This window comes from Arthrobacter oryzae, assembly GCF_030718995.1.
GTDB lineage: Bacteria > Actinomycetota > Actinomycetes > Actinomycetales > Micrococcaceae > Arthrobacter > Arthrobacter oryzae_C.
Window position 1 is genome coordinate 1,907,947 of the sequence record NZ_CP132204.1, and the last position, 20,734, is coordinate 1,928,680.

A 20,734-nucleotide genomic window follows, 5' to 3' on the forward strand; every position below is an offset into this window, starting at 1 on the left:
CGCGCAAAATGTTGCAGAACGCCCTGGCCGACGCCGGCTACCCGGAACGGGTGCTCGTCGCCTGCAGCGGCGGCCCGGATTCGCTGGCCCTCGCGGCCGTTGCGTCCTACTTCGGCCGCCGCGGCCATGTGGACGGCCATCCCGTGTCGGTGGGCGCCGTCGTCGTCGACCATCAACTGCAGCCCGGCTCGGCCGGCGTGGCCGCGCAGACCGCGGACGTCCTTCGGGACCTGGGGCTCTCGCCCGTGGAGGTGCGGCGGGTTGACGTCGCCGCCACCGGGATCGGACCCGAAGCTGCGGCCCGGGACGCCCGGCACGGCGCCCTCGAGGAGGCTGCCGCCGGTTCCGGGGCGGGCGTGATCCTCCTCGGCCACACTCTGGACGACCAGGCGGAACAGGTGCTCCTCGGCCTGGCCCGCGGCTCAGGGACACGCTCGCTGGCCGGAATGCGGCCGGCCCGCGGACTCCTGCTCCGGCCCTTCCTCGGCCTCCGCCGCGCGGACACCCTGAAGATCTGCGCCGTCGAAGGACTGGACCCGTGGCACGATCCCAGCAACGCCGACCCCTCCTTTGCCCGGTCCCGGACCCGGGTGGAGGTCCTTCCCATGCTGGAAGAAAAACTCGGTCCCGGCGTCGCGGAATCCCTCGCCCGGACAGCAGCGATCCTGCAACTGGATGCCGATTACCTCGACGACGTGGCGAACCGCACGTATGAGCAACTGGCGGAACAGTCCGGCGTCGAAATCAGCCTTCCCGAAGCAGCGCTGGGCGAGCTGGCCCCCGCCATCCGGTTCCGGGTGATCGCCAAGGCGGCCGCCGCCCTCGGAGGCCAGCAGCCGAGCTACCAGCGGCTGCTCGCCGCGGAGGCGCTCCTGCGCCGGCAGGGATCGGCCGGGCCGGTGGAACTCCCGGGCGGGGTCAACGCCTACCGCCTGTCGCTGGCACAAATCCTGGCCGGGGAAGGGCGGAACCAGCCGGACCGGGAACGGGATGCGGCCAGCGGCGGTCCCCGTGAAGCCGCCCGCTGTGGGAAGCTAGTATTCCGGCTTCACAAGCCGCCCCAAAAATAGTCGCACCCGCATCTACACAGGAGCCATTGGTGGATTCAAACGACGTCCAGGCAGACCTCAAGCACGTTCTCTACACCAAGGATCAGATCCAGCAGCGGATTACCGAGCTCGCTGCCGAGATCGACAAGGACTACGAGGGCCGGGAGCTCCTCATTGTCGGCGTTCTGAAGGGCGCCGTCATGGTCATGGCAGACCTGGCGCGGGCACTTCACAGCCACGTTTCCATGGACTGGATGGCAGTTTCCTCCTACGGCTCCGGGACGCAGTCGTCCGGTGTGGTGCGGATCCTCAAGGACCTCGACACCGACCTCATGGGCAAGGACGTGCTGATTGTTGAGGACATCATCGATTCCGGACTGACGCTGTCCTGGCTCAAGACCAACCTGGAATCCCGCGGCACCGCTTCCGTGGAAATCTGCACCGCCTTCCGGAAGCCCACGGCTGCCAAGGTCCAGATCGACGTCAAGTACGTCGGCTACGACATCCCGAACGAATTCGTGGTGGGCTACGGCCTCGACTACGCCGAGAAGTACCGCAACCTGGACTTCGTGGGCACCCTGGCTCCCCACGTCTACGAATAGGCACCTTCCCGGGACGACTCCCGGCCGGCTGGGCTCCGCAACGGGCTGCGGCCCTGTACCGCTACGCCTAGAGGGAACTTTTGCCCTGCATCGTGCGTGATTCACTCCGAACGGTGTATAGCTAGAAGCTGACGCAGCACCACACGCGCGCAGACCAGTCGCCGTGCAGCACTACCAGGAGGGACGGGGCCAGCCCCCGATCAGATGAAAGCTAAGAGTTTCTTCAAGGGCCCGGGCATCTGGATCGTTGTTGTGGTCGGAATGCTCCTGCTGGCCTTTGCCACGCTCGCCCCCGGCGGGGCATCCCGGATCGATACGAAACCGGGCCTCGAGCTCCTCGCGGACAGCGGCAAGGTGGAACAGGCCAAGATCTTCGACGCGGAGAACCGCGTGGATCTTGTCCTCAAGGACAACCTGGTCATTGACGGGCAGGACAAGGGCAAGAACGTCCAGTTCTTCTACGTCAACGCCCGCGCCGCAGACGTGGTCAAGGCCGTCACGAACGCCAACCCCTCGAGCGGCTTCACTGACCAGCCCATCGAGAACAACTGGTTCTCCGGGCTGTTCTCCCTCCTGATTCCCGTGCTCCTGCTGGGCGTCCTCTTCTGGTTCCTGCTTTCCCGGATGCAGGGCGGCGGATCCAAGATCATGCAGTTCGGCAAGTCCAAAGCCAAGCTGGTCAACAAGGACATGCCCCAGGTGACCTTCAGCGACGTCGCCGGTGCCGACGAAGCTGTGGAGGAACTCCAGGAAATCAAGGAATTCCTCCAGGAACCGGCCAAGTTCCAGGCCGTGGGAGCCAAGATCCCCAAGGGCGTGCTGCTCTACGGCCCTCCGGGTACCGGTAAGACCCTCCTTGCCCGCGCCGTCGCTGGCGAAGCGGGAGTGCCGTTCTTCTCCATCTCGGGTTCCGACTTCGTCGAAATGTTCGTCGGCGTGGGTGCGTCCCGTGTCCGCGACCTCTTCGAGCAGGCCAAGGCCAGCTCGCCGGCCATCATCTTCGTGGACGAAATCGATGCCGTGGGCCGTCACCGCGGCGCCGGCATCGGCGGCGGCAACGACGAACGCGAGCAGACCCTCAACCAGTTGCTGGTTGAGATGGACGGCTTTGACGTCAAGACCAACGTCATCCTGATCGCCGCCACCAACCGCCCGGACGTCCTGGACCCGGCCCTGCTGCGCCCGGGCCGCTTCGACCGCCAGATCACCGTTGAAGCCCCGGACCTTGTGGGCCGCGACCAGATCCTGCAGGTCCACGCCAAGGGCAAGCCGATGGCTCCCGGCGTCGACCTCAAGGCTGTTGCCAAGAAGACCCCCGGCTACACCGGCGCGGACCTCGCAAACGTCCTGAACGAAGCTGCCCTGCTCACGGCCCGGTCCAACGCCAACCTGATTGACGACCGCGCCCTCGATGAAGCCATTGACCGTGTCATGGCCGGCCCGCAGAAGCGCAGCCGCGTCATGAAGGAGCACGAGCGCAAGATCACGGCGTACCACGAAGGCGGACACGCGCTAGTGGCTGCCGCGCTGAGGAACTCCGCCCCGGTCACCAAGATCACCATCCTGCCCCGCGGCCGCGCCCTGGGCTACACCATGGTGGTTCCGGAGAATGACAAGTACTCCATCACCCGAAATGAACTGCTGGACCAGATGGCCTACGCCATGGGCGGCCGCGTCGCCGAGGAAATCGTCTTCCACGACCCGTCCACCGGCGCCTCCAACGACATCGAAAAGGCCACCGGAACGGCCCGCAAGATGGTCACGGAGTTCGGCATGAGCGAACGCGTCGGTGCCGTCCGCCTCGGCCAGGGCGGCGGCGAGCCGTTCCTTGGCCGCGACGCCGGCCATGAGCGCAACTACTCGGACCAGATCGCCTACATCGTGGACGAGGAAGTGCGCCGCCTGATCGACCAGGCCCACGACGAGGCGTACGCCATCCTTACGGAAAACCGCGACATCCTGGACTCCCTGGCCTTGGAACTCCTTGAGCGGGAAACCCTCAATCAGGCGGAGATTGCGCACGTCTTCCGGGACATCCGCAAGCGTGACTTCCGTGAAGTGTGGCTCTCCAAGGAAAGCCGTCCGGTGCAGACTGCCGGCCCCGTGGAGTCACGGCAGGAGCGGGCCGAACGTGAAGCCCAGGAAGAAGCCAAGGAAGCCCGCCTGGAGGAGCCGCTGGATGCCCGGCCGCCGCACCCCCAGGGCGTAGCAGGTCAGGAGACCTTCGGCGGCGGTGTTACGGACGCGGACGCCGGCGGAACGCATCACGGCTAAGCTTCTTCTGTGAATCATTTCGACGACGACGACGTTCCCGCCTCCGCCGGCCACTCCGCCTCGAGCCACTCCAGGCATGGCGGCGGCACCAAGGTGGACCGTCCGCGGATCGAGGCGGCCGTCAGGGAAATCCTGCTGGCCATCGGGGAAGACCCGGACCGCGGCGGGCTCCTGGACACCCCCAAAAGGGTGGCCAAGGCCTACGCGGAGGTCTTCGCCGGCCTGCACCACGATCCCGCGGAAATCCTGTCCACCACCTTTGACCTGGACCACGAGGAACTGGTCCTCGTGAAGGACATTCCGTTCTACTCCACCTGCGAGCACCACCTGGTGCCGTTCCACGGAGTGGCGCATGTGGGCTACATCCCGTCCCATGACGGCAAGGTCACCGGCCTGAGCAAGCTCGCCAGGCTGGTGGACATGTTCGCCAAGCGCCCCCAGGTGCAGGAACGCCTCACCACCCAGATCGTCGAAGCACTGGTCACGCACCTGAAACCGCGCGGCGCGATCGTGGTGGTGGAATGCGAGCACCTGTGCATGTCCATGCGCGGCATCCGCAAGCCCGGTGCCAAGACCGTCACCAGTGCCGTGCGCGGTCAACTGCATGACCCGGCCACCCGCGCCGAAGCCATGAGCCTCATACTCGGAAGGTAATAAAACAGACTATGGACTCCCTCGCTGCAGCCCCTGGAACCGGACCCGCAACAAGCCCCTTGCCCATCCTGCGTAAACCGCGGGCGGCAGCCAAGTTTGACGACCTCCCCACGGACCGCGCGCTGGTGATGGGCATCCTGAACGTCACCCCGGATTCCTTCAGCGACGGCGGCAAGCACCCGACTCCGGACACCGCCATCGCGGAAGGCCTCCGGATGTTCTACGCCGGCGCCGACATCATCGACGTCGGCGGTGAATCCACCCGCCCCGGCGCAGACGAAGTCAGCCCCGACGAGGAACAGCGCCGGGTCCTGCCCGTGATCGAGGCCCTGGTCAAGGCCGGCGCCCTGGTCAGCGTCGACACCACCCACGCGTCAACGGCAGCCGCGGCCCTCAAAGCCGGTGCCGCCATCATCAACGACGTGTCCGGGCTGACGATCGAGCCCGAAATGGCCGAACTGGTTGCCCGCACCGGCGTCCCGTACGTGCTGACCCACCGCCGCGGCGACGCCAAGACGATGACCTCGCTCACGGATTACGGCAACGTGGCAGAGGACGTTGCCGCTGAACTGGTGGGCGTGCGGGACAAGCTGTACGCAGCCGGCGTGGCACCTGAACAGATCATCGTGGATCCGGGCCTGGGCTTCTCCAAGAACGACGCCCAGAACTGGGAGCTCCTGCGCAACATGGCTCCGCTCGAGGCTCTTGGCCACCGGATCCTCGTAGGGGCGTCCCGCAAGCGCTTCCTCGGCACCCTGCTGACCGTGGCCGGCAAGGCCGCGGCCCCCCAGGAACGGGACCACGCAACCGCCGCCATCACGGCCATCAGCGCCGCACGCGGTGCGTGGGCCGTGCGCGTGCACGACGTCGGATCCAGCCTTGACGCCGTCAAGGTCGCCGCCCGGATGGCCGCGGGGCCGCTCGGCGACTCCAGTCCCACTAACTAGGCAGCCACGATGGACACAATCACGCTGAGCGGTGTAACCGCCGTCGGCCATCACGGGGTGTTCGATTTCGAGCGCCGCGACGGCCAGCCGTTCATCGTTGATGCCGTGCTGCACCTGGACTTCACCAAGGCCGCCGCCTCGGACGACGTCCTCGACACCGCCCATTACGGCGAGGTGGCCGAACGCATCAAGCACTGGATCACGGGGGAGCCGCTCAACCTCATCGAGGCCCTTGCCGTGCGCATCGCCGACGACCTCCTGCAGGAGTTTCCGCTGGCCGCAGTGGATATCACGGTGCATAAGCCCAAGGCCCCCATCGAGGTTGAGTTCGCCGACGTGTCCGTCAGCGTGCATCGGCGGCGGCCATGAACCCGCCGTACTCGAACAATCCCTACGTCCGTGCGGTGCTGGCACTCGGCAGCAACCTGGGGGAGCGGAACGACACGCTCTCCAGCGCCGTCGCGGACCTCGTGGACCGGCCCGAGGTGCGCCTGATCGCGGTGTCCCCGGTGGTCCAGACGAAGGCCGTGGGCGGACCGGAGGGCCAGCCGGACTTCCTGAACATGGTGATCACCGTGGAGACCTCGCTGCCGCCGGCAGAGCTGCTGCGCCATTGCCAGGCGGTGGAAAACAAGCACCACCGGGTGCGTGAAGTCCGGTGGGGTCCGCGGACCCTGGACGTGGACATCATCACCTACGGGGACGTGGAGAGCTCGGATCCTGCCCTGACCCTGCCGCACCCCCGCGCCGCGGAACGTGCATTTGTGCTCTACCCGTGGTCTCTGATCGACCCTGCGGCCGAGCTCAACGGCGTCCGCGTGGGGGAGTTGGCGGTCCGGGCCGCAGACTTCCCGGACCTGGCCCCGTTCGACGGTTTCGGCGACTTCGACGGCCTCCCCACAGCGGGAGCAGTGGAGTAGGCCGTGAAACCAGTCAACCCGTTCCTGCTGATCGTTGTGGGGCTCATCCTCGCCGTTGCAGGCTGGTTCGCGACGGTCATGACCACCCGCTACGGACTGGCCACCCCGGTGCTGCCGCAGACCGGCCTGGTGACCATGGCCGTGATCGTCGTGCTCACGCTGGTGCTGGGCATCCGGGTGCTGCGCTGGCGGAACGGCAACAAGAAGAAAATGCTCAACCCCATCCTGGCCGCCTGGACGCTGGTCCTCGCCCAGGCCTGTGCGTACACGGGGGCGGTTCTGCTGGGCTGGCACGCAGGAATCTTCCTGGACCTCCTGAGGCTCTGGAACCTTCGCAGCGAGCAGGGAATCACCTGGATGGCCCTCTCCATGGCCGGCGGGGGACTGGCCATGATCGTCGTGGGCCTCGTCGTCGAACGCTTCTGCCGGATTCCGCCTGAAGACGGCGACGCGGACGGCACGCCGGGGGTGCCCGGACGGCGCGCCCGCAAACCCAAGGGGGAGGGCGAATATGCCTACGGAGGCGATTGATCCGCCGGGGATCTCCTGGCTCCGGGTCTCGCCGAAATACGTGACAGTCCGCCTCGTTGAGTGGGCGTTCGGGAACCTGATCGCCGTGGCACTGCTCTCGCTGCCGCTGCTGTTCACGCTGGCGGGCTGGTGGGACTGGGTTCCGCTCTGGCTGGCCATCACGGTCCCCGCGTTCATGCTGGTGCTGGCGGTCTGGCGGCTCCTGCTGATTCCGCGCCAGGTGCGGGCCATCGGCTACGCCGAGCGCGACGACGACCTCCTGATCCGCGGCGGCATTTTCTTCCAGCGCACCCTGGTGGTTCCCTACGGCCGGATGCAGTACGTGGATATCGGCGTAGGCCCCGTGGAACGCAGCCTCGGCCTGTGCACCCTGAAGCTTCACACCGCCTCGGCCGGCACCAACGCCGAGATCCCCGGGCTGCCGGCCGACGAAGGGGCGCGGCTCCGCGAGCAGCTGTCCGCCCGGGGCGCTGCACGGCTGGCCGGACTGTGACACCTGCCGGGGCAGGGGAGACGCCCGCCACCTCCGGCACTGCCCGGCCGGTTTCCGTGGTGCCCGACGGCGAGTGGCTGCGTGTGCATCCCGCCTCGCCGTTCATCCGCGGCTGGGTGGCTCTTGCCGCCATCGGCTTTTTCTTCGGCCGCGACACCTTCGAACGCCTCCTGCAGGGCAGGCCGCTGATGGACGACATGTTTGCCGGCCGCGTGCCCTTCCTGCTCGCCGGCGGCGGACTTGTCCTGCTGCTGGCCGTGCTGGGGTTCATCATGACGTGGTACTTCACCCGCTACCAGGTGGCGGAAGGCTACGTCAGGGTGAACACGGGCTTCCTGTTCAAGCAGCAGCGCCAGGCACGGCTTGACCGCGTGCAGGCCATCGACATCGTGCAGCCGCTGCTGGCCAGGATCTTCGGCCTTGCCGAACTGAAGTTCGAGGTGGCCGACGCCGGTGAATCGGCGGTGCGCCTTGCCTACCTGCGCATCGACGACGCCCGCCAGTTGCGGGCCACCATCCTCGCGCGCGCGGCCGGGCTCGAACCCGACCCGGAACGGCCTGACGCAGCCCTGCCGGAAGCACCGGAATTCGCCGTTCTGTCCGTGCCGCCGTCGCGCCTGGTCGGTTCCCTGCTGCTCAGCGAGCAGAGCTTCTTCGTGGCCCTGGGTGCCGTGGCATCCGTGGTGCTGTCCGCCCTCACGGAGAACCGCAGCTTCTACTTCTACCTGATCCCCGCCGCCCTTGGCCTGGCCGCCGCCTACTGGGCGTCGTTCAACAAGGGCTACAACTTCACCGCCGCCATTTCGCCGGACGGCATCCGGCTCCGGTACGGGCTCCTGGACACGCAGGCCCAGACCCTGCCGCCTGGCAGGATCCAGGCCTTGAAGGTCTCGCAGCCGCCGCTCTGGCGGATCTTCGGCTGGTACCGGATGCAGGTCAACGTGGCCGGCTACGGCCCCGGCAGCGACGGCGAGGGCGCCTCGCGCACCACGCTTCTTCCGGTGGGCGTCCTGGCGGACGTCATGAGGATGCTGTCGCTGGTGCTCCCCGACCCGGGGACGCCGGACCCGGCACGCGTCTTTGCCGCCGGCCTTACGGGCTTGGCCCCGGCCGGAGGGTCTTATGCAGAAGAGCCAGGTGCCGGAGTTCCCGACGGCGGTTTTGTCACCAGCCCTCGCCGGGTGCGGCTGCTGGCTCCCCTGGGCTGGCGCCGCAACGGCTTCGCCGCGACCGGTACAGCGTTGCTGATTCGCTCCGGCCGGCTCTGGCGCGAACTGGTGGTGGTTCCCCACCAGCGCACCCAGTCGATGGCCCTGCACCAGGGGCCGCTGGCGCGTCGCTTCCGGGTGGCCGACCTGGTCCTGCACACCACGGCCGGGCCGGTGTCGCCGCGGGTCATCCAGGCCGGACTGGACGAAGCCCGTGCCCTGTTCGATGCCCAGGCGGCCCGAGCCCGGGAAGCCCGCAAACGCCAGACCAGTGAGCAGTGGCTCGCGCAGGTCGCCCCTGCCTCGGTGGTGGAGCCTGGGGGCGAAACCGGGCCCGTCGAAACCGGGCCAGTCGACCGACAGAACCAGCAGGAGGGCCAGCAACATGGCTAAGCCAGGACGCCTCGGCGTTGGAATCATCGGAGCCGGCAAGGTGGGAGCAGTGCTCGGCGCGGCGCTCCGCGCGGCCGAGCACGCCGTCGTCGGGGTTTCCGCAGTGTCCGACGAAAGCCGCGAACGCGCCGAAACCCTGCTGCCCGGCGTGCCGGTGCTCGAGGTGCAGGACATCGTGGAACGGTCCGAGCTGGTGCTGCTGGCCGTCCCGGACGACGCCCTCGGCGGACTCGTGGAGGGCCTCGCCAAGCTTGGTGCGTGGCAGCCCGGACAGCTCGTGGCCCACACTTCGGGCCGCTTCGGCGTCGGGATCCTGCATCCGGTGCGGGCAGCCGGCGCCGTCCCGCTCGCGCTGCACCCCGCCATGACTTTCACCGGCATGAGCCTGGACCTCACCCGGCTGCTGGACTGCACGTTCGGTGTCACGGCGGACGCAGCGATGCTGCCCATCGCGCAGGCCCTGGTAGTGGAGATGGGGGCCGAGCCGGTGGCCATCGCCGAGGGCGACCGCATCCAGTACCACGCAGCCCTGGCCCACGGTTCGAACCATCTGGTCACCCTTGTTGCACAGGCCTCGCAGCTTCTGCGGGAAGTGGGCGTTGAATTCCCTGAACGGATGCTGGGGCCGCTGCTGCGTGCGACGCTGGAAAACGCCCTCGCCTCCGGCGAGTCGGCCCTGACCGGGCCGGTGGCGCGCGGCGACGCCGGCACGGTTGCCGCGCACGCCGAGGCGCTGCGGGAACACGACGCCGGTGCCGGCGGCGATATTCTGGAGGCCTACCTGGCCATGGCGCGGGCCACGGCGCGCCGGGCAGCGAGCCGCGGGCTGCTGAAACCGGACCAGCTGGAGGCGATCCGGAACGCCCTGGACGGCGTGGACAACGACGGCGTGGACAACGACGGGGTGGACAACGACGGTGGGGACAACGACGGGCCGCGGGCCACTGGAGGAAACTGACTTGGCGATCAAACTCGTAACCACCGCGGCAGAGCTGCGGGCCGAAAGCGCACGGCTGCTGACGGAGAAACAGGGTGCGTCGCAGGGCCTTGTTCCCACCATGGGCGCCCTGCACGAAGGCCATGCCAGGCTTGCCCGCACCGCCGTCGAACATAACGACGTTGTGGTGGCCAGCATCTTCGTGAACCCGCTGCAGTTCGGCGAGGCCGTGGACCTGGACCGCTACCCCCGGACCCTTGAAGCGGACATGGAACTCCTGGACGCCGAGGGCGTTGACCTGGTCTTCGCGCCGTCAGTGGACGAGGTCTACCCGGGCGGCGAGCCCCTCGTCCGGGTCACTGCCGGCCGCCTGGCCGAAAAGTGGGAAGGCGCGTCCCGCCCCGGCCATTTCGATGGTGCCCTCACCGTGGTGGCCAAGCTGCTGCACTACGGCATTCCCGGGACCGGCCTGCCGGGCGGAGGCGCCTTCGTGACCGGCGCCGGTGCGGGCCTGCCCGCCTACCGCGCCTACTTCGGGCAGAAGGACGCCCAGCAGCTGACCCTGGTGCGGCGCATGGTGGCGGACCTGAACTTTCCGGTGGAGATCGTGGCTGTTCCCACGGTCCGGTCCGCGGACGACCTGGCCCTGAGCAGCCGGAACAGGTTCCTGTCCGGGGAGGAACGCGAGGCCGCCCTGGTCCTGTCGCGGGCCCTGCGGCTCCTTGAAGAGCGCGCCAACGCCCACGAGCCGCTGGATCTGGAATCCGCCCAGGCGCTGGTGGAATCGCAGCCCTTGGTGGGGCTGGACTACTTCGACGTGGTGGACCCGGAGACTCTCGAGCCGTTGGCAGAGAACTGCAAGGAGACGCCGTTCCGCGGCGAAGGCCTGGCCATCATCGCAGCGAAGGTGGGGCCGGTCCGGCTGATCGACAACGTTCCGCTCAGTTCCTGAAAATTTTTCCAATGACGGGAATTACCCCGGGGGATACACTGTTGGAATCTGCAGCGACGACGCTCGCCGGAAACCACTTCACCTCTCCTTAGGGAATTCCCCATGTCTACAGACGTCTCTTCCAACGCCCACGGCGATCCCGTGGCCCCGCCCGATCCGGCGGCCGGGGCGGCACAGGCGGCCGGTCCGGTGAAGATGTCCCGCGAGTCGGTCACCATCATCGTCACCCTGCTGGTTGCCACGTTCGTGGTCATCCTCAACGAAACCATCATGAACGTCGCCCTCCAGCGGCTCATGGTGGACCTGGGTGTCGATGCCCCCACGGTGCAGTGGCTGTCCACGGGCTTCATGCTCACCATGGCCGTGGTCATCCCCACCACCGGGTTCATCCTGCAGCGGCTGTCCACCAGGGCCGTGTTCATGCTGGCCATGGGACTATTTTCGGGCGGCACGCTCCTCGCCGCCCTTGCTCCGGGATTCGAAATCCTGCTGCTGGCCCGCATTGTCCAGGCCGGCGGCACGGCCATCATGCTTCCCCTCCTGATGACCACCATCCTTACCTTGGTCCCCGTCGAACGGCGCGGCGCCGTCATGGGCAACGTGAGCATCGCCATTTCCGTTGCCCCCGCGATGGGTCCCACCGTCTCCGGCCTGATCCTCGAGCACTTCACGTGGCGCTTTATGTTCGTGTTCGTCCTGCCCATCGCCCTGGCGGCCTTCGCCATCGGAGCCCGCTACCTCACCAACATCGGTGAGACCGAGAAGACCCGGCTGGACATCCTGTCCGTACTGCTGACCGTGCCTGCCTTCGGCGGCCTGGTGTACGGGCTGAGCCAGATCGGCGGCGGCCACGGCGGGCAAAGCGGCCCCGGAACCGCTGCTGTCGCTGCGCTGGCCGTGGGGTTGGTGGCGATGGCCGCGTTTGTGTTCCGCCAGCTGAAGCTGCAGAAGTCCGACGGTCCGTTGCTGGACCTGCGTGCGTTCAACTTCCGCATGTTCACGGTGTCCGTGCTGCTCCTGGTGGTGGCCATGATCGCCCTGTTCGGCGCCGTCATCCTGCTTCCGCTCTACCTTCAGGAAATCCGCGGGCTGAAGTCCCTGGAAACCGGCCTGGCGCTCCTGCCCGGCGGCCTGGCCATGGGCCTGCTGGGGCCGTTCATCGGCCGCCTGTTCGACAAGGTGGGCCCGCTTCCGCTGACGGTCACCGGCTCCCTCATGATGGTGCTGTCGCTCTGGCAGTTCTCCATGCTGAACGCGGACACGGCTGTCTGGTGGATCGTGGCGCTGCACGTGGTCCTCAGCCTGGGCCTGGCGCTGCTGTTTACCCCGGCGTTCACCACCGGACTCAACCCGTTGCCGCCGCACCTGTACTCGCACGGTTCAGCCATCATGAGCACGCTGCAGCAGGTGGCCGGTGCCGCCGGAACCGCGCTCCTGGTGTCGATCTACGCCGTGGTGTCCGCAGGCTCGGGCATCGTCGCCGGAATGCATGCCGCTTTCCTGACGGCGGCCGTCATAGCCGTCGCCGCCGTCGTGCTTTCCGCCATGATGCGCAAGACCGCAGGTGCGGAACACCCGGTGCCCGCGGCCCACTAAAGGTGCACACTTTAAGCGCGAACGGACACTTGAGGCCCAAAAAACCGGGGCCTCAAGTGTCCGTTCGCGTTGCTGTGGTGCGGGGACTCAGCCGGCGAAGAACTCGCTGAGTTCGGTGATCAGCTTGTCCGGCGCGCGGTTGACGCCGTCGTGGCCGGCTCCCGGCAGGATGGTGTAGCTCGAGCCGGACAGGACGTCATGGATCTGGCCGCACGCGATGCCGAAGTACGCCGGGCTCTTTTCGCCCACAATGATCAGGGTTTCCAGCGGCAGTGCCAGGAACGGCTCGGCCGGCATGTCCGCCGCGATGATTGCCTTGATCTCGCGGACGCCGGCTTTCATCAGGTCCCGCTGTTGCCTGCCGAGGGGTGTTCCGGCGGTGAGCTTGTTCGCCAGCGTCAGCATCGAGAGCGGCATCCGGGAGGACAGGGCGCCGCCCGTCTCGAGGCCCCTGAGCAGTACGGCGAGGGCGCGGTCGTCGTCCCCGGCCGCGGTGGCGCGTTCGTATTCGGCGATCCAGTCGGCCTTGACGCTGTGGTTGACGGAGACGGCGGGGTCATAGACCGCCAGCCGTTCCACCGGCAGGGTGCGTGCGGCGTGCAGCGCCACGGCGCCGCCGAAGCTGTGCCCGAAGACGTCCGTGCTGGCCGTATGCCTCATCACGGTTTCCAGGTCGCGGATGTCCACGTCCAGCGTGTAGTCCTCGGGCTGCGGTGACGATGCGCCACGTCCGCGCCGGTTGAAGGTGTGTACCGGCCGGCCCAGTGAGGCGCTCAGTTTCTGGGCAAAGCGCGTGTAGTCCGCGGCGGTGACCATTGAAGCCTGGACGACGACGACGCCCGAGCCCGCCGAGGCCAGTTCGGCTCCGGTGGTGTAGAGCTCCAGCGTTCCGCCGTCGGGTGTCTTGATGTTCTCGCGCGTCATGTTCCGAGCCTACCCGGGGCGGCAGGAACCGCGCAGTAGCGGGGCGGGATATACAGGGAAGCGGCAGGAAACAGCCGGGGGCCGGTCAGCCTTTGAAGTATTCAGAAATGTCGGAGACGAGTTCCTTCACAGCGGCCGGGATGGAGCCGTGGAAACCCTTGGGCGACAACTCATAGGTGCTCCCCGGCACGGCGGCGTGGAGTCGCTGGGCCGTGACCTTGTAGTAGCTGGGGCTCTTGCCGCCCGCCATGAAGTGGGTGGCGGCCGGCAGGACGCTAAAGTCCCGGGCGTGGTCGGCTTCGTTGTAGGCAGCCCGCAGCTCTCCCACCGCGCTGGGCATGACCCCGCTGAACATCTTGTTGAGCCTGGTGCGGGACACGAGCGCCATCAAACCGGCAAGTATGGGTTCGGGGATCCTGGCCATCGCTGTTCCGGGCTTTGTGGCCTTCTTCATGTGGGCCAGGGCGTGGCCCACATTGCCGCTGTTGACGGCCTGTTCAAATCCGTCCAGCCAGGCGGTGTCAATGCTGCCGTCGATGTTCACGGCGGCGTCGTAGACGGCCAGCTTGTCCGGCACATACGGGGTGCCGGTGAACTCCTGGACCGCGTTCAGCGCCACCGAGCCGCCCAGGCTGTGGCCGAAGAGGTTGCGGGCGCCGGTGGCGTCCATGATGGTCCGGACATCGGCGATCTCGGTGGCCATGGAGTAGTCCGCCGGCTGCGGGGTGGAATCGCCGCGTCCGCGCCGGTCGTAGACGTCCACGGCCCAGCCGTCGCCCAGGCCCTTGGTCAGCGCCTCGGAAAACGGCCGGTAGATCAGTGCCGTCAGGAAGGCTCCGCCGATCACTACCACCCGGCGCTCGCCGGGGGCATCCACGGTTCCGTAGCTGTACAACGCCAGCCGGCCGCCGTCGTGCGTGTCCACGACCTGCTGCTTCACGGTTCCGTCACGTTCGCGGGTTTCTTTCACGGGCCTATCCTAAAGCGGCCGCCCTGCGGGAGCCGGGCGGCACGGATGCGCTGGAGCCGCAGGCCGGCGTCGTTGGCCAGGAACCGCGCGGTGGTGAGGGCCAGGCGGTGCCCGGGGCGGAGCGGGCCCTCGTGCAGCTGCCCGGGGACCAGGGCGAAGTCGATCGCCGGGACAGCCGCCGCCAGCTGGCGACCGGTCTCAGCGAAGTACGCCGGGCTCCAGCCGCCGCTGAGCATCAGGGTGGGTGTGGTGACGCCCGCGAAGTCCCCAAGTTCCGCGTCGGCCTGGAGCACCGCCCGCATTTCGGCAACGGCGGTGGGCAGCAGCTGCCGCATTTCCGCGCCGAGGCGGGTCCGGGCGGACAGGATGCTCAGCATGCGCAGGGCGCCGAGGGGGAGTTTGGAGACCGGCCCGGCCGTTTCCAGCCCCTGGACCAGGTGCGCCCACGCGTGGTCGAGCTGTCCGGCGGCCATGGAATGCTCAAGTTCCGGACGCCAGCGGCGGCTGAGGCTGCCGGACAGGGAAACCGCGGCGTCGTAGGTTACCAGCCGCCGGATGGGCTCGGTCCTGGCCGCCTGCAGGGCCACGAACCCGCCGTAGCTGTGGGCGACGACGTCCGTCGAAGCGGTGGCCTGCATGACGGCACGGAGGTCGCCGACCTCCGTCGCCGCCGAGTAGTCCCCGCACTGGCCCGAGGAGCCGCCGCGGCCACGGCGGTTGTAGGTGTGCACGGGCCGTCCCAGCAGGCGCGCGATCTTCATCGCGAAGGGCCGGTACAGTGCGTCGGTCACCAGGGTTCCGTGGACGACGACGACGCCGGGTTGCGCCGTTGCGTCCGGGCCCAGGCCGTGGGCAGGCCTGAAGGAGTGCACCTGAAGGTGACCGTCGCCGTCGTCCGTCCTGATCGTCCGAGTTTCCACAGCCCCGAGTCTATTCCCGCCCCTCGGCAAACTCAGCCACGAGTTTTTGTCCAGATAATGGGGGATAAGCGGCCCGTTGGAGCCATTATCTGGACAAAAACTCCCGGGTGAGGGGGATCATGGGCGGCCGGAAAAACATGCCGGAGAACTCCCGGTAAACTTAGGGATTGTGACTTCCCAAAACACCCCCGCCCCGACCAATGCTGCCGAACCGGCGGACGCCAGCGAGCAGATGCGCATCCGCATGGAGAAGCGCGCCAAGCTGATTGAACGCGGCGAGGCCTACCCGGTGGGTGTTGAACGCACGCATTCCCTCAGCGAGATCCGGGAGAAGTACGCACACCTCGAGGCCGATGAGACCACCGGCGACGTCGTGGGCGTCACCGGCCGCATCGTGTTCATCCGCAACACCGGCAAGCTGTGCTTCGCCACGCTGCAGGAGGGCGGCACGGACGGCAAGGGAACACGCCTGCAGGCCATGCTGAGCCTGGCGAATGTGGGCGAAGAGTCCCTTGCGGACTGGAAAGCACTGGTTGACCTCGGCGACCACGTCTTTATCAAGGGCGAGGTCATTTCCTCCCGCCGCGGCGAGCTGTCCGTCATGGCCGACTCCTGGTCCATGGCCTCCAAGGCCCTCCGCCCGCTGCCCGTGCTGCACGCCGGCCTGAACGAGGAAACCCGTGTCCGCCAGCGCTACGTGGACCTGATGGTCCGCGATGAAGCCCGCGAAATGGTGTACACCCGCGCTGCGATCACCCGTTCCATCCGCGAAAGCCTGCACCGGCGCAACTACGTTGAGGTGGAAACCCCGATGCTCCAGCTGGTCCACGGCGGCGCCCTGGCCCGGCCGTTCGAGACCCACATGAACGCCTTCGACCAGAAGATGACCCTGCGCATCGCCACCGAGCTGTACCTCAAGCGTGCCGTGGTGGGCGGCATCGAACGCGTCTACGACATGGGCCGGGTCTTCCGCAACGAAGGCGTGGATTCCACTCACAGCCCGGAATTCACCACGCTCGAATGCTACGAAGCCTGGGCCGACCAGTTCGTCATGGCGGACCGCATCAAGGAGATCATCCTCGACGCTGCCGACGCCGCCGGTGTGGGCCGCACCATCCAGACCGAAGCCGGGGAGATCAACCTCGACGGCGAATGGAAGTGGCTGGCCGTCTACCCGGGGCTTTCCGACGCCGTGGGCCAGGAAATCACCCCCGACACCACCGTGGAGGAACTGCGGGCCGTGGCGGCCAAGCACGACGTCAAGGTTGATCCGAAATGGGATGCGGAGAAGCTGGCCGTTGAACTGTTCGGCGAAATCGTGGAGCCCACCCTGCTGAACCCTACGTTCGTCTACAACTACCCGCCCTCCGCGCAGCCGCTTGCCCGCCAGCACCGCGACGACGACCGCCTGATCGAGGCCTGGGACCTGATCATCGGCGGCATGGAGCGCGGCACGGCCTTCTCGGAGCTCATCGACCCCGTGATCCAGCGGGAACGGCTGACTGAGCAGTCCATGCATGCAGCGGCCGGAGATGTCGAGGCCATGCAGCTTGATGAAGACTTCCTGCGTGCCCTGGAATACGGCGCTCCGCCCATGGGCGGCATCGGTCTGGGCATCGACCGCCTGGTGATGCTGTTCACCGGTGCAGGCATCCGCGAGACCATCCTGTTCCCGCTGCTGAAGCCCGAAGGGCACTGACCGTGGAGTACGTTGCAGTCCTCCTGCCTTCGCTCGTGGTGGGTTTGCTCTTCTGGTTTGCGATGAAGTCGATTTTCAATGCCGACAAGTCGGAGCGGCAGGCAGAAGCACGGGCGCAGGCTGAGGCGGATGCCCGCGCGGCCGGATCTATTGACGGACAGAATGGTGCACCGAATACCGGCACGAATGCCGGCAACGGGAACGGCACAAAGTAATACTTCCGGTGTATTCCTGCCCACCATTCACAGGAACCTTTTGCCGCTTTGACGCGTTGCCATAAACCGGGGGATACTTTTTACAGATACATCCTGCTTTTCTGCAAACCCGCCCTTTCCAAAAGAGAGAATTTATATGGCACAGAAAGTAAAAATCATCCTTGTCGATGATCTGGATGGGGGAACCGCGGACGAAACAGTCCGATTTGGCCTTGACGGCGTCAGTTACGAAATTGACCTGTCGGCTGCCAATGCTGCAGAACTCCGCTCCTCAGTGGAGCGGTTTGTTTCAAGCGCCCGCAAGACGTCCACCGGCCGCGCCACGCGCACCAAGGTCTCAGGCGGCCGGAACCAGGACTCTGCACAGATTCGTCAGTGGGCCAGGGAGAATGGCTATGCGGTTAACAGCCGCGGCCGCATCCAGGCTGAAATTCAGGAAGCCTACCAGAAGGCAAATTCCTAGCACTGCCGCAGTTTTGCGTGGAAAAGCAATGCCCCTGCCTCACGGCGGGGGCATTGCCATTTGTTTGGCCCCCTGCGTCGGAGCCTGCCGCGGTAAAGAGCCGCGGTAAAGATGGGGCGGCTATTTCGGGGTTATTGCGGCGGGGCGGGCGGGGAACTTGTTGTGGAACTAGCCAGGTTCAAGTTCCAGGCCACTGCAGCGCAATTGATGCCCCGCAGTAAGCCGGATTAGCGGCCGCATCAAAGCTTAAAAGCGGCCGGTTCGGCTGGTCCGGGACCCTCCCAGGCGGGCGGCGTCAACCCCGGACACCGGTCCCGGGTTTCCCCTGTGGCGAACACGCTCCACAAGTCCGGGTCCGCCACGTAGCATCAAAGTACGTCGTAGCTAGGAGTGTGGCGAAATGTTTGAGCGATTTACGGACCGTGCCCGTCGCGTAGTTGTGCTTGCCCAAGAAGAGGCACGCATGCTGAACCACAATTACATCGGTACCGAACACATCCTCTTGGGTCTGATCCATGAGGGTGAGGGCGTTGCCGCCAAAGCTCTGGAGTCCTTGAGCATTTCGCTCGACGGCGTACGCGAGCAGGTGCAGGAGATCATCGGACAGGGCCAGCAGGCCCCGTCGGGCCACATCCCCTTCACCCCGCGCGCCAAGAAGGTGCTGGAGCTTTCGCTCCGCGAAGCGCTGCAGCTGGGCCACAACTACATCGGCACGGAGCATATCCTGCTGGGGCTCATCCGCGAGGGTGAGGGCGTGGCTGCGCAGGTGCTGGTGAAGCTCGGAGCTGACCTTAACCGCGTCCGCCAGCAGGTGATCCAGCTGCTCTCGGGTTACCAGGGCAAGGAGACCACCGGCGCAGGCGTCGGTGCCGGCCAGCCGGAGGGCACCCCTGCCGGTTCCGTGGTCCTGGACCAGTTCGGCCGCAACCTGACCCAGGCCGCGCGCGAGAACAAGCTGGACCCGGTGATCGGACGCGAACAGGAAATGGAACGCGTTATGCAGGTCCTTTCCCGGCGCACCAAGAACAACCCCGTCCTTATCGGCGAACCCGGCGTCGGCAAGACCGCCGTCGTCGAAGGGCTCGCCCAGGCAATTGTCCGCGGGGACGTTCCGGAGACCATCAAGGACAAGCAGCTCTACACGCTGGACCTTGGCTCCCTGGTGGCAGGCTCCCGGTACCGCGGTGACTTCGAAGAGCGCCTGAAGAAGGTCCTCAAGGAGATCCGCACCCGCGGCGACATCATCCTGTTCATCGACGAAATCCACACCCTTGTGGGTGCGGGTGCCGCCGAAGGCGCCATCGACGCCGCGTCCATCCTGAAGCCCATGCTGGCCCGCGGTGAGCTGCAGACCATCGGTGCCACCACGCTGGACGAATACCGCAAGCACATCGAAAAGGACGCAGCGCTTGAGCGCCGCTTCCAGCCGATCCAGGTCAAGGAGCCGTCGGTCGCGCACGCGATCGAGATCCTCAAGGGCCTGCGCGACCGCTATGAAGCCCACCACCGCGTGACCATCACCGACGGCGCCCTCGCCTCCGCGGCCAACCTGTCCGAACGCTACATCTCGGACCGGTTCCTGCCGGACAAGGCGATTGACCTCATCGATGAAGCCGGTGCGCGCCTGCGCATCCGCCGGATGACCGCTCCGCCGGAGCTGAAGGCCATGGACGAGCGCATCGCCGAACTCAAGATGGAGAAGGAGTCCGCGATTGACGCGCAGGACTTCGAAGGCGCCGCCTCGCTGCGCGACAAGGAGCAGAAGCTCATTGCCGAGCGGGCCGAGAAGGAACGCCACTGGAAGACCGGCGGCATGGATGACATCTCCGAGGTTGATGAGGATCTCATCGCCGAGGTGCTGGCAAACTCCACCGGCATTCCGGTCTTCAAGCTGACCGAGGAGGAGTCCTCGCGCCTGCTGAAGATGGAAGACGAACTGCACAAGCGCGTCGTTGGCCAGAACGAGGCCATCAAGGCCCTGTCCCAGGCCATCCGGCGCACCCGTGCAGGCCTGAAGGACCCGAAGCGTCCGGGCGGCTCGTTCATCTTCGCCGGCCCCACCGGCGTCGGCAAGACCGAGCTCGCCAAGGCCCTCGCGGAGTTCCTGTTCGGTGAAGAGGACGCCCTCATCACCCTGGACATGTCCGAATACTCCGAGAAGCACACGGTGTCGCGCCTCTTCGGTGCGCCTCCGGGCTACGTCGGCTACGAAGAAGGCGGGCAGCTGACTGAGAAGGTTCGCCGCCGTCCGTTCTCCGTGGTGCTGTTCGATGAAGTGGAGAAGGCCCACGCGGACCTCTTCAACTCACTGCTGCAGATCCTGGAAGACGGCCGCCTGACCGACTCCCAGGGCCGCGTGGTGGACTTCAAGAACACCGTGATCATCATGACCACCAACCTTGGTACGCGGGACATTTCCAAGAGCGTTGCCACGGGCTTCCAGTCCGGCACGGACACGCAGACCGGGTACAACCGGATGCGCGCCCGGGTCACTGAAGAGCTCAAGCAGCACTTCCGCCCCGAGTTCCTGAACCGTGTTGACGACGTTGTGGTGTTCCCGCAGCTGACCCAGGACGAGATCATCGAGATCGTGGACCTGTTCGTGAGCCGCCTGGAGAAGCGCCTCAAGGACAAGGACATGGGCATCGAGCTCACCAAGGCCGCCAAGGTGCTCCTGGCCACCCGCGGCTACGATCCCGCCATGGGTGCGCGGCCGCTGCGCCGCACCATCCAGCGCGAGATCGAGGACCAGTTGTCCGAAAAGATCCTCTTCGGTGAGATCCACGCGGGCGACATCGTGGTGGTGGATGTGGACGGCGAAGGTGACGACGCCAAGTTCACCTTCGCAGGAAACGCCAAGCCGCGCATCCCGGAAATCGCTCCGAGCGTCTAAGCATTACCGCCAAGGCCCCGCCCACTCTGCAAAGAGCGGGCGGGGCCTTGGCGTTCCCGCTCGTAGCCCCCCAAGTGCGCCCGCCCGTCGCCGG

At 66.7% G+C, this 20,734-nt stretch carries 20 protein-coding genes; 17 read left to right on the top strand and 3 right to left on the bottom strand.

Annotated elements, in window-relative coordinates:
* The first annotated feature begins 8 nt into the window (after nucleotides 1-8).
* The 13 genes from tilS (at nucleotide 9) to Q8Z05_RS08895 (ending at nucleotide 12,556) form a co-directional block, all read left to right on the top strand.
* Nucleotides 9-1,070: a tRNA lysidine(34) synthetase TilS gene (tilS, locus tag Q8Z05_RS08835; RefSeq protein ID WP_305943094.1), complete on the top strand. Its 1,062-nt coding sequence runs from the start codon at nucleotides 9-11 to the stop codon at nucleotides 1,068-1,070.
* Nucleotides 1,071-1,099: 29 nt separating this feature from the next.
* Nucleotides 1,100-1,651, top strand: a complete 552-nt coding sequence (gene hpt / locus Q8Z05_RS08840; protein ID WP_028270320.1) for a hypoxanthine phosphoribosyltransferase — start codon at nucleotides 1,100-1,102, stop codon at nucleotides 1,649-1,651.
* A gap of 204 nt (nucleotides 1,652-1,855) precedes the next feature.
* A complete protein-coding gene (ftsH, locus tag Q8Z05_RS08845; RefSeq protein WP_305943095.1) occupies nucleotides 1,856-3,925 on the top strand; it encodes an ATP-dependent zinc metalloprotease FtsH in 2,070 nt (689 codons plus the stop codon).
* Nucleotides 3,926-3,934: 9 nt separating this feature from the next.
* Entirely contained in the window at nucleotides 3,935-4,579 is a 645-nt protein-coding gene (folE, locus tag Q8Z05_RS08850; protein ID WP_305943096.1) for a GTP cyclohydrolase I FolE, read from the top strand.
* An 11-nt stretch (nucleotides 4,580-4,590) separates the two neighbouring features.
* On the top strand, nucleotides 4,591-5,526 hold the full coding sequence (folP, locus tag Q8Z05_RS08855; protein ID WP_305943097.1) for a dihydropteroate synthase: 936 nt from the start codon (nucleotides 4,591-4,593) through the stop codon (nucleotides 5,524-5,526).
* A 9-nt stretch (nucleotides 5,527-5,535) separates the two neighbouring features.
* Nucleotides 5,536-5,895: a dihydroneopterin aldolase gene (gene folB, locus Q8Z05_RS08860; protein WP_305943098.1), complete on the top strand. Its 360-nt coding sequence runs from the start codon at nucleotides 5,536-5,538 to the stop codon at nucleotides 5,893-5,895.
* Nucleotides 5,892-6,446: a 2-amino-4-hydroxy-6-hydroxymethyldihydropteridine diphosphokinase gene (folK, locus tag Q8Z05_RS08865; RefSeq protein WP_305943099.1), complete on the top strand. Its 555-nt coding sequence runs from the start codon at nucleotides 5,892-5,894 to the stop codon at nucleotides 6,444-6,446. Before folB ends, folK begins: the two co-directional genes overlap by 4 nt.
* A 3-nt stretch (nucleotides 6,447-6,449) precedes the next feature.
* The gene (locus tag Q8Z05_RS08870) at nucleotides 6,450-6,977 is read left to right on the top strand and encodes a DUF3180 domain-containing protein (RefSeq protein WP_305943100.1); all 528 of its coding nucleotides are present in this window, start codon (nucleotides 6,450-6,452) and stop codon (nucleotides 6,975-6,977) included.
* The gene (locus Q8Z05_RS08875) at nucleotides 6,958-7,470 is read left to right on the top strand and encodes a PH domain-containing protein (RefSeq protein WP_305943101.1); all 513 of its coding nucleotides are present in this window, start codon (nucleotides 6,958-6,960) and stop codon (nucleotides 7,468-7,470) included. Before Q8Z05_RS08870 ends, Q8Z05_RS08875 begins: the two co-directional genes overlap by 20 nt.
* A gap of 56 nt (nucleotides 7,471-7,526) precedes the next feature.
* Nucleotides 7,527-9,071: a PH domain-containing protein gene (locus tag Q8Z05_RS08880; protein ID WP_305943513.1), complete on the top strand. Its 1,545-nt coding sequence runs from the start codon at nucleotides 7,527-7,529 to the stop codon at nucleotides 9,069-9,071.
* Nucleotides 9,064-10,029, top strand: coding sequence for a Rossmann-like and DUF2520 domain-containing protein (locus tag Q8Z05_RS08885; RefSeq protein ID WP_305943102.1), 966 nt, complete (start codon nucleotides 9,064-9,066; stop codon nucleotides 10,027-10,029). Before Q8Z05_RS08880 ends, Q8Z05_RS08885 begins: the two co-directional genes overlap by 8 nt.
* 1 nt (nucleotide 10,030) lies before the next feature.
* The gene (locus Q8Z05_RS08890; RefSeq protein WP_305943103.1) at nucleotides 10,031-10,960 is read left to right on the top strand and encodes a 4-phosphopantoate--beta-alanine ligase; all 930 of its coding nucleotides are present in this window, start codon (nucleotides 10,031-10,033) and stop codon (nucleotides 10,958-10,960) included.
* A gap of 102 nt (nucleotides 10,961-11,062) precedes the next feature.
* Nucleotides 11,063-12,556 (top strand): MDR family MFS transporter, encoded by a 1,494-nt coding sequence (locus Q8Z05_RS08895; RefSeq protein WP_305943104.1) that lies wholly within the window; start codon nucleotides 11,063-11,065, stop codon nucleotides 12,554-12,556.
* 87 nt (nucleotides 12,557-12,643) lie between these two features.
* Here the strand turns inward: Q8Z05_RS08895 and Q8Z05_RS08900 are convergent, their stop codons facing one another.
* The 3 genes from Q8Z05_RS08900 to Q8Z05_RS08910 all read right to left on the bottom strand — a co-directional run bounded on the left by Q8Z05_RS08900 (nucleotide 12,644) and on the right by Q8Z05_RS08910 (nucleotide 15,370).
* Entirely contained in the window at nucleotides 12,644-13,480 is an 837-nt protein-coding gene (locus tag Q8Z05_RS08900; protein WP_305943105.1) for an alpha/beta fold hydrolase, read from the bottom strand.
* 85 nt (nucleotides 13,481-13,565) lie between these two features.
* On the bottom strand, nucleotides 13,566-14,420 hold the full coding sequence (locus Q8Z05_RS08905) for an alpha/beta fold hydrolase (protein WP_305943514.1): 855 nt from the start codon (nucleotides 14,418-14,420) through the stop codon (nucleotides 13,566-13,568).
* Between the two features lie 26 nt (nucleotides 14,421-14,446).
* Entirely contained in the window at nucleotides 14,447-15,370 is a 924-nt protein-coding gene (locus tag Q8Z05_RS08910; protein WP_305943106.1) for an alpha/beta fold hydrolase, read from the bottom strand.
* Nucleotides 15,371-15,539: 169 nt separating this feature from the next.
* Between Q8Z05_RS08910 and lysS the strand changes: the two genes are divergently transcribed.
* The 4 genes from lysS to Q8Z05_RS08930 all read left to right on the top strand — a co-directional run bounded on the left by lysS (nucleotide 15,540) and on the right by Q8Z05_RS08930 (nucleotide 20,640).
* Nucleotides 15,540-17,069 (top strand): lysine--tRNA ligase, encoded by a 1,530-nt coding sequence (lysS, locus tag Q8Z05_RS08915; protein ID WP_305943107.1) that lies wholly within the window; start codon nucleotides 15,540-15,542, stop codon nucleotides 17,067-17,069.
* Nucleotides 17,070-17,071: 2 nt separating this feature from the next.
* Nucleotides 17,072-17,284, top strand: a complete 213-nt coding sequence (locus tag Q8Z05_RS08920; protein ID WP_305943108.1) for a hypothetical protein — start codon at nucleotides 17,072-17,074, stop codon at nucleotides 17,282-17,284.
* 136 nt (nucleotides 17,285-17,420) lie between these two features.
* Nucleotides 17,421-17,747: a histone-like nucleoid-structuring protein Lsr2 gene (locus Q8Z05_RS08925; protein ID WP_011690038.1), complete on the top strand. Its 327-nt coding sequence runs from the start codon at nucleotides 17,421-17,423 to the stop codon at nucleotides 17,745-17,747.
* A 400-nt stretch (nucleotides 17,748-18,147) separates the two neighbouring features.
* Complete coding sequence (locus Q8Z05_RS08930; protein ID WP_305943109.1) at nucleotides 18,148-20,640, top strand: ATP-dependent Clp protease ATP-binding subunit; 2,493 nt, start codon at nucleotides 18,148-18,150, stop codon at nucleotides 20,638-20,640.
* Nucleotides 20,641-20,734: the final 94 nt, after the last annotated feature.

Bases quoted from the DNA above. Each gene is read 5' to 3' on its own strand.
- Q8Z05_RS08885 (WP_305943102.1), top strand. From the start codon at position 9,064: ATGGCTAAGCCAGGACGCCTCGGCGTTGGAATCATCGGAGCCGGCAAG.
- Q8Z05_RS08875 (WP_305943101.1), top strand. From the start codon at position 6,958: ATGCCTACGGAGGCGATTGATCCGCCGGGGATCTCCTGGCTCCGGGTC.
- Q8Z05_RS08925 (WP_011690038.1), top strand. From the start codon at position 17,421: ATGGCACAGAAAGTAAAAATCATCCTTGTCGATGATCTGGATGGGGGA.
- Q8Z05_RS08930 (WP_305943109.1), top strand. From the start codon at position 18,148: ATGTTTGAGCGATTTACGGACCGTGCCCGTCGCGTAGTTGTGCTTGCC.
- folP (WP_305943097.1), top strand. From the start codon at position 4,591: ATGGACTCCCTCGCTGCAGCCCCTGGAACCGGACCCGCAACAAGCCCC.
- Q8Z05_RS08895 (WP_305943104.1), top strand. From the start codon at position 11,063: ATGTCTACAGACGTCTCTTCCAACGCCCACGGCGATCCCGTGGCCCCG.
- folB (WP_305943098.1), top strand. From the start codon at position 5,536: ATGGACACAATCACGCTGAGCGGTGTAACCGCCGTCGGCCATCACGGG.
- ftsH (WP_305943095.1), top strand. From the start codon at position 1,856: ATGAAAGCTAAGAGTTTCTTCAAGGGCCCGGGCATCTGGATCGTTGTT.
- tilS (WP_305943094.1), top strand. From the start codon at position 9: ATGTTGCAGAACGCCCTGGCCGACGCCGGCTACCCGGAACGGGTGCTC.
- Q8Z05_RS08900 (WP_305943105.1), bottom strand. From the start codon at position 13,480: ATGACGCGCGAGAACATCAAGACACCCGACGGCGGAACGCTGGAGCTC.
- folK (WP_305943099.1), top strand. From the start codon at position 5,892: ATGAACCCGCCGTACTCGAACAATCCCTACGTCCGTGCGGTGCTGGCA.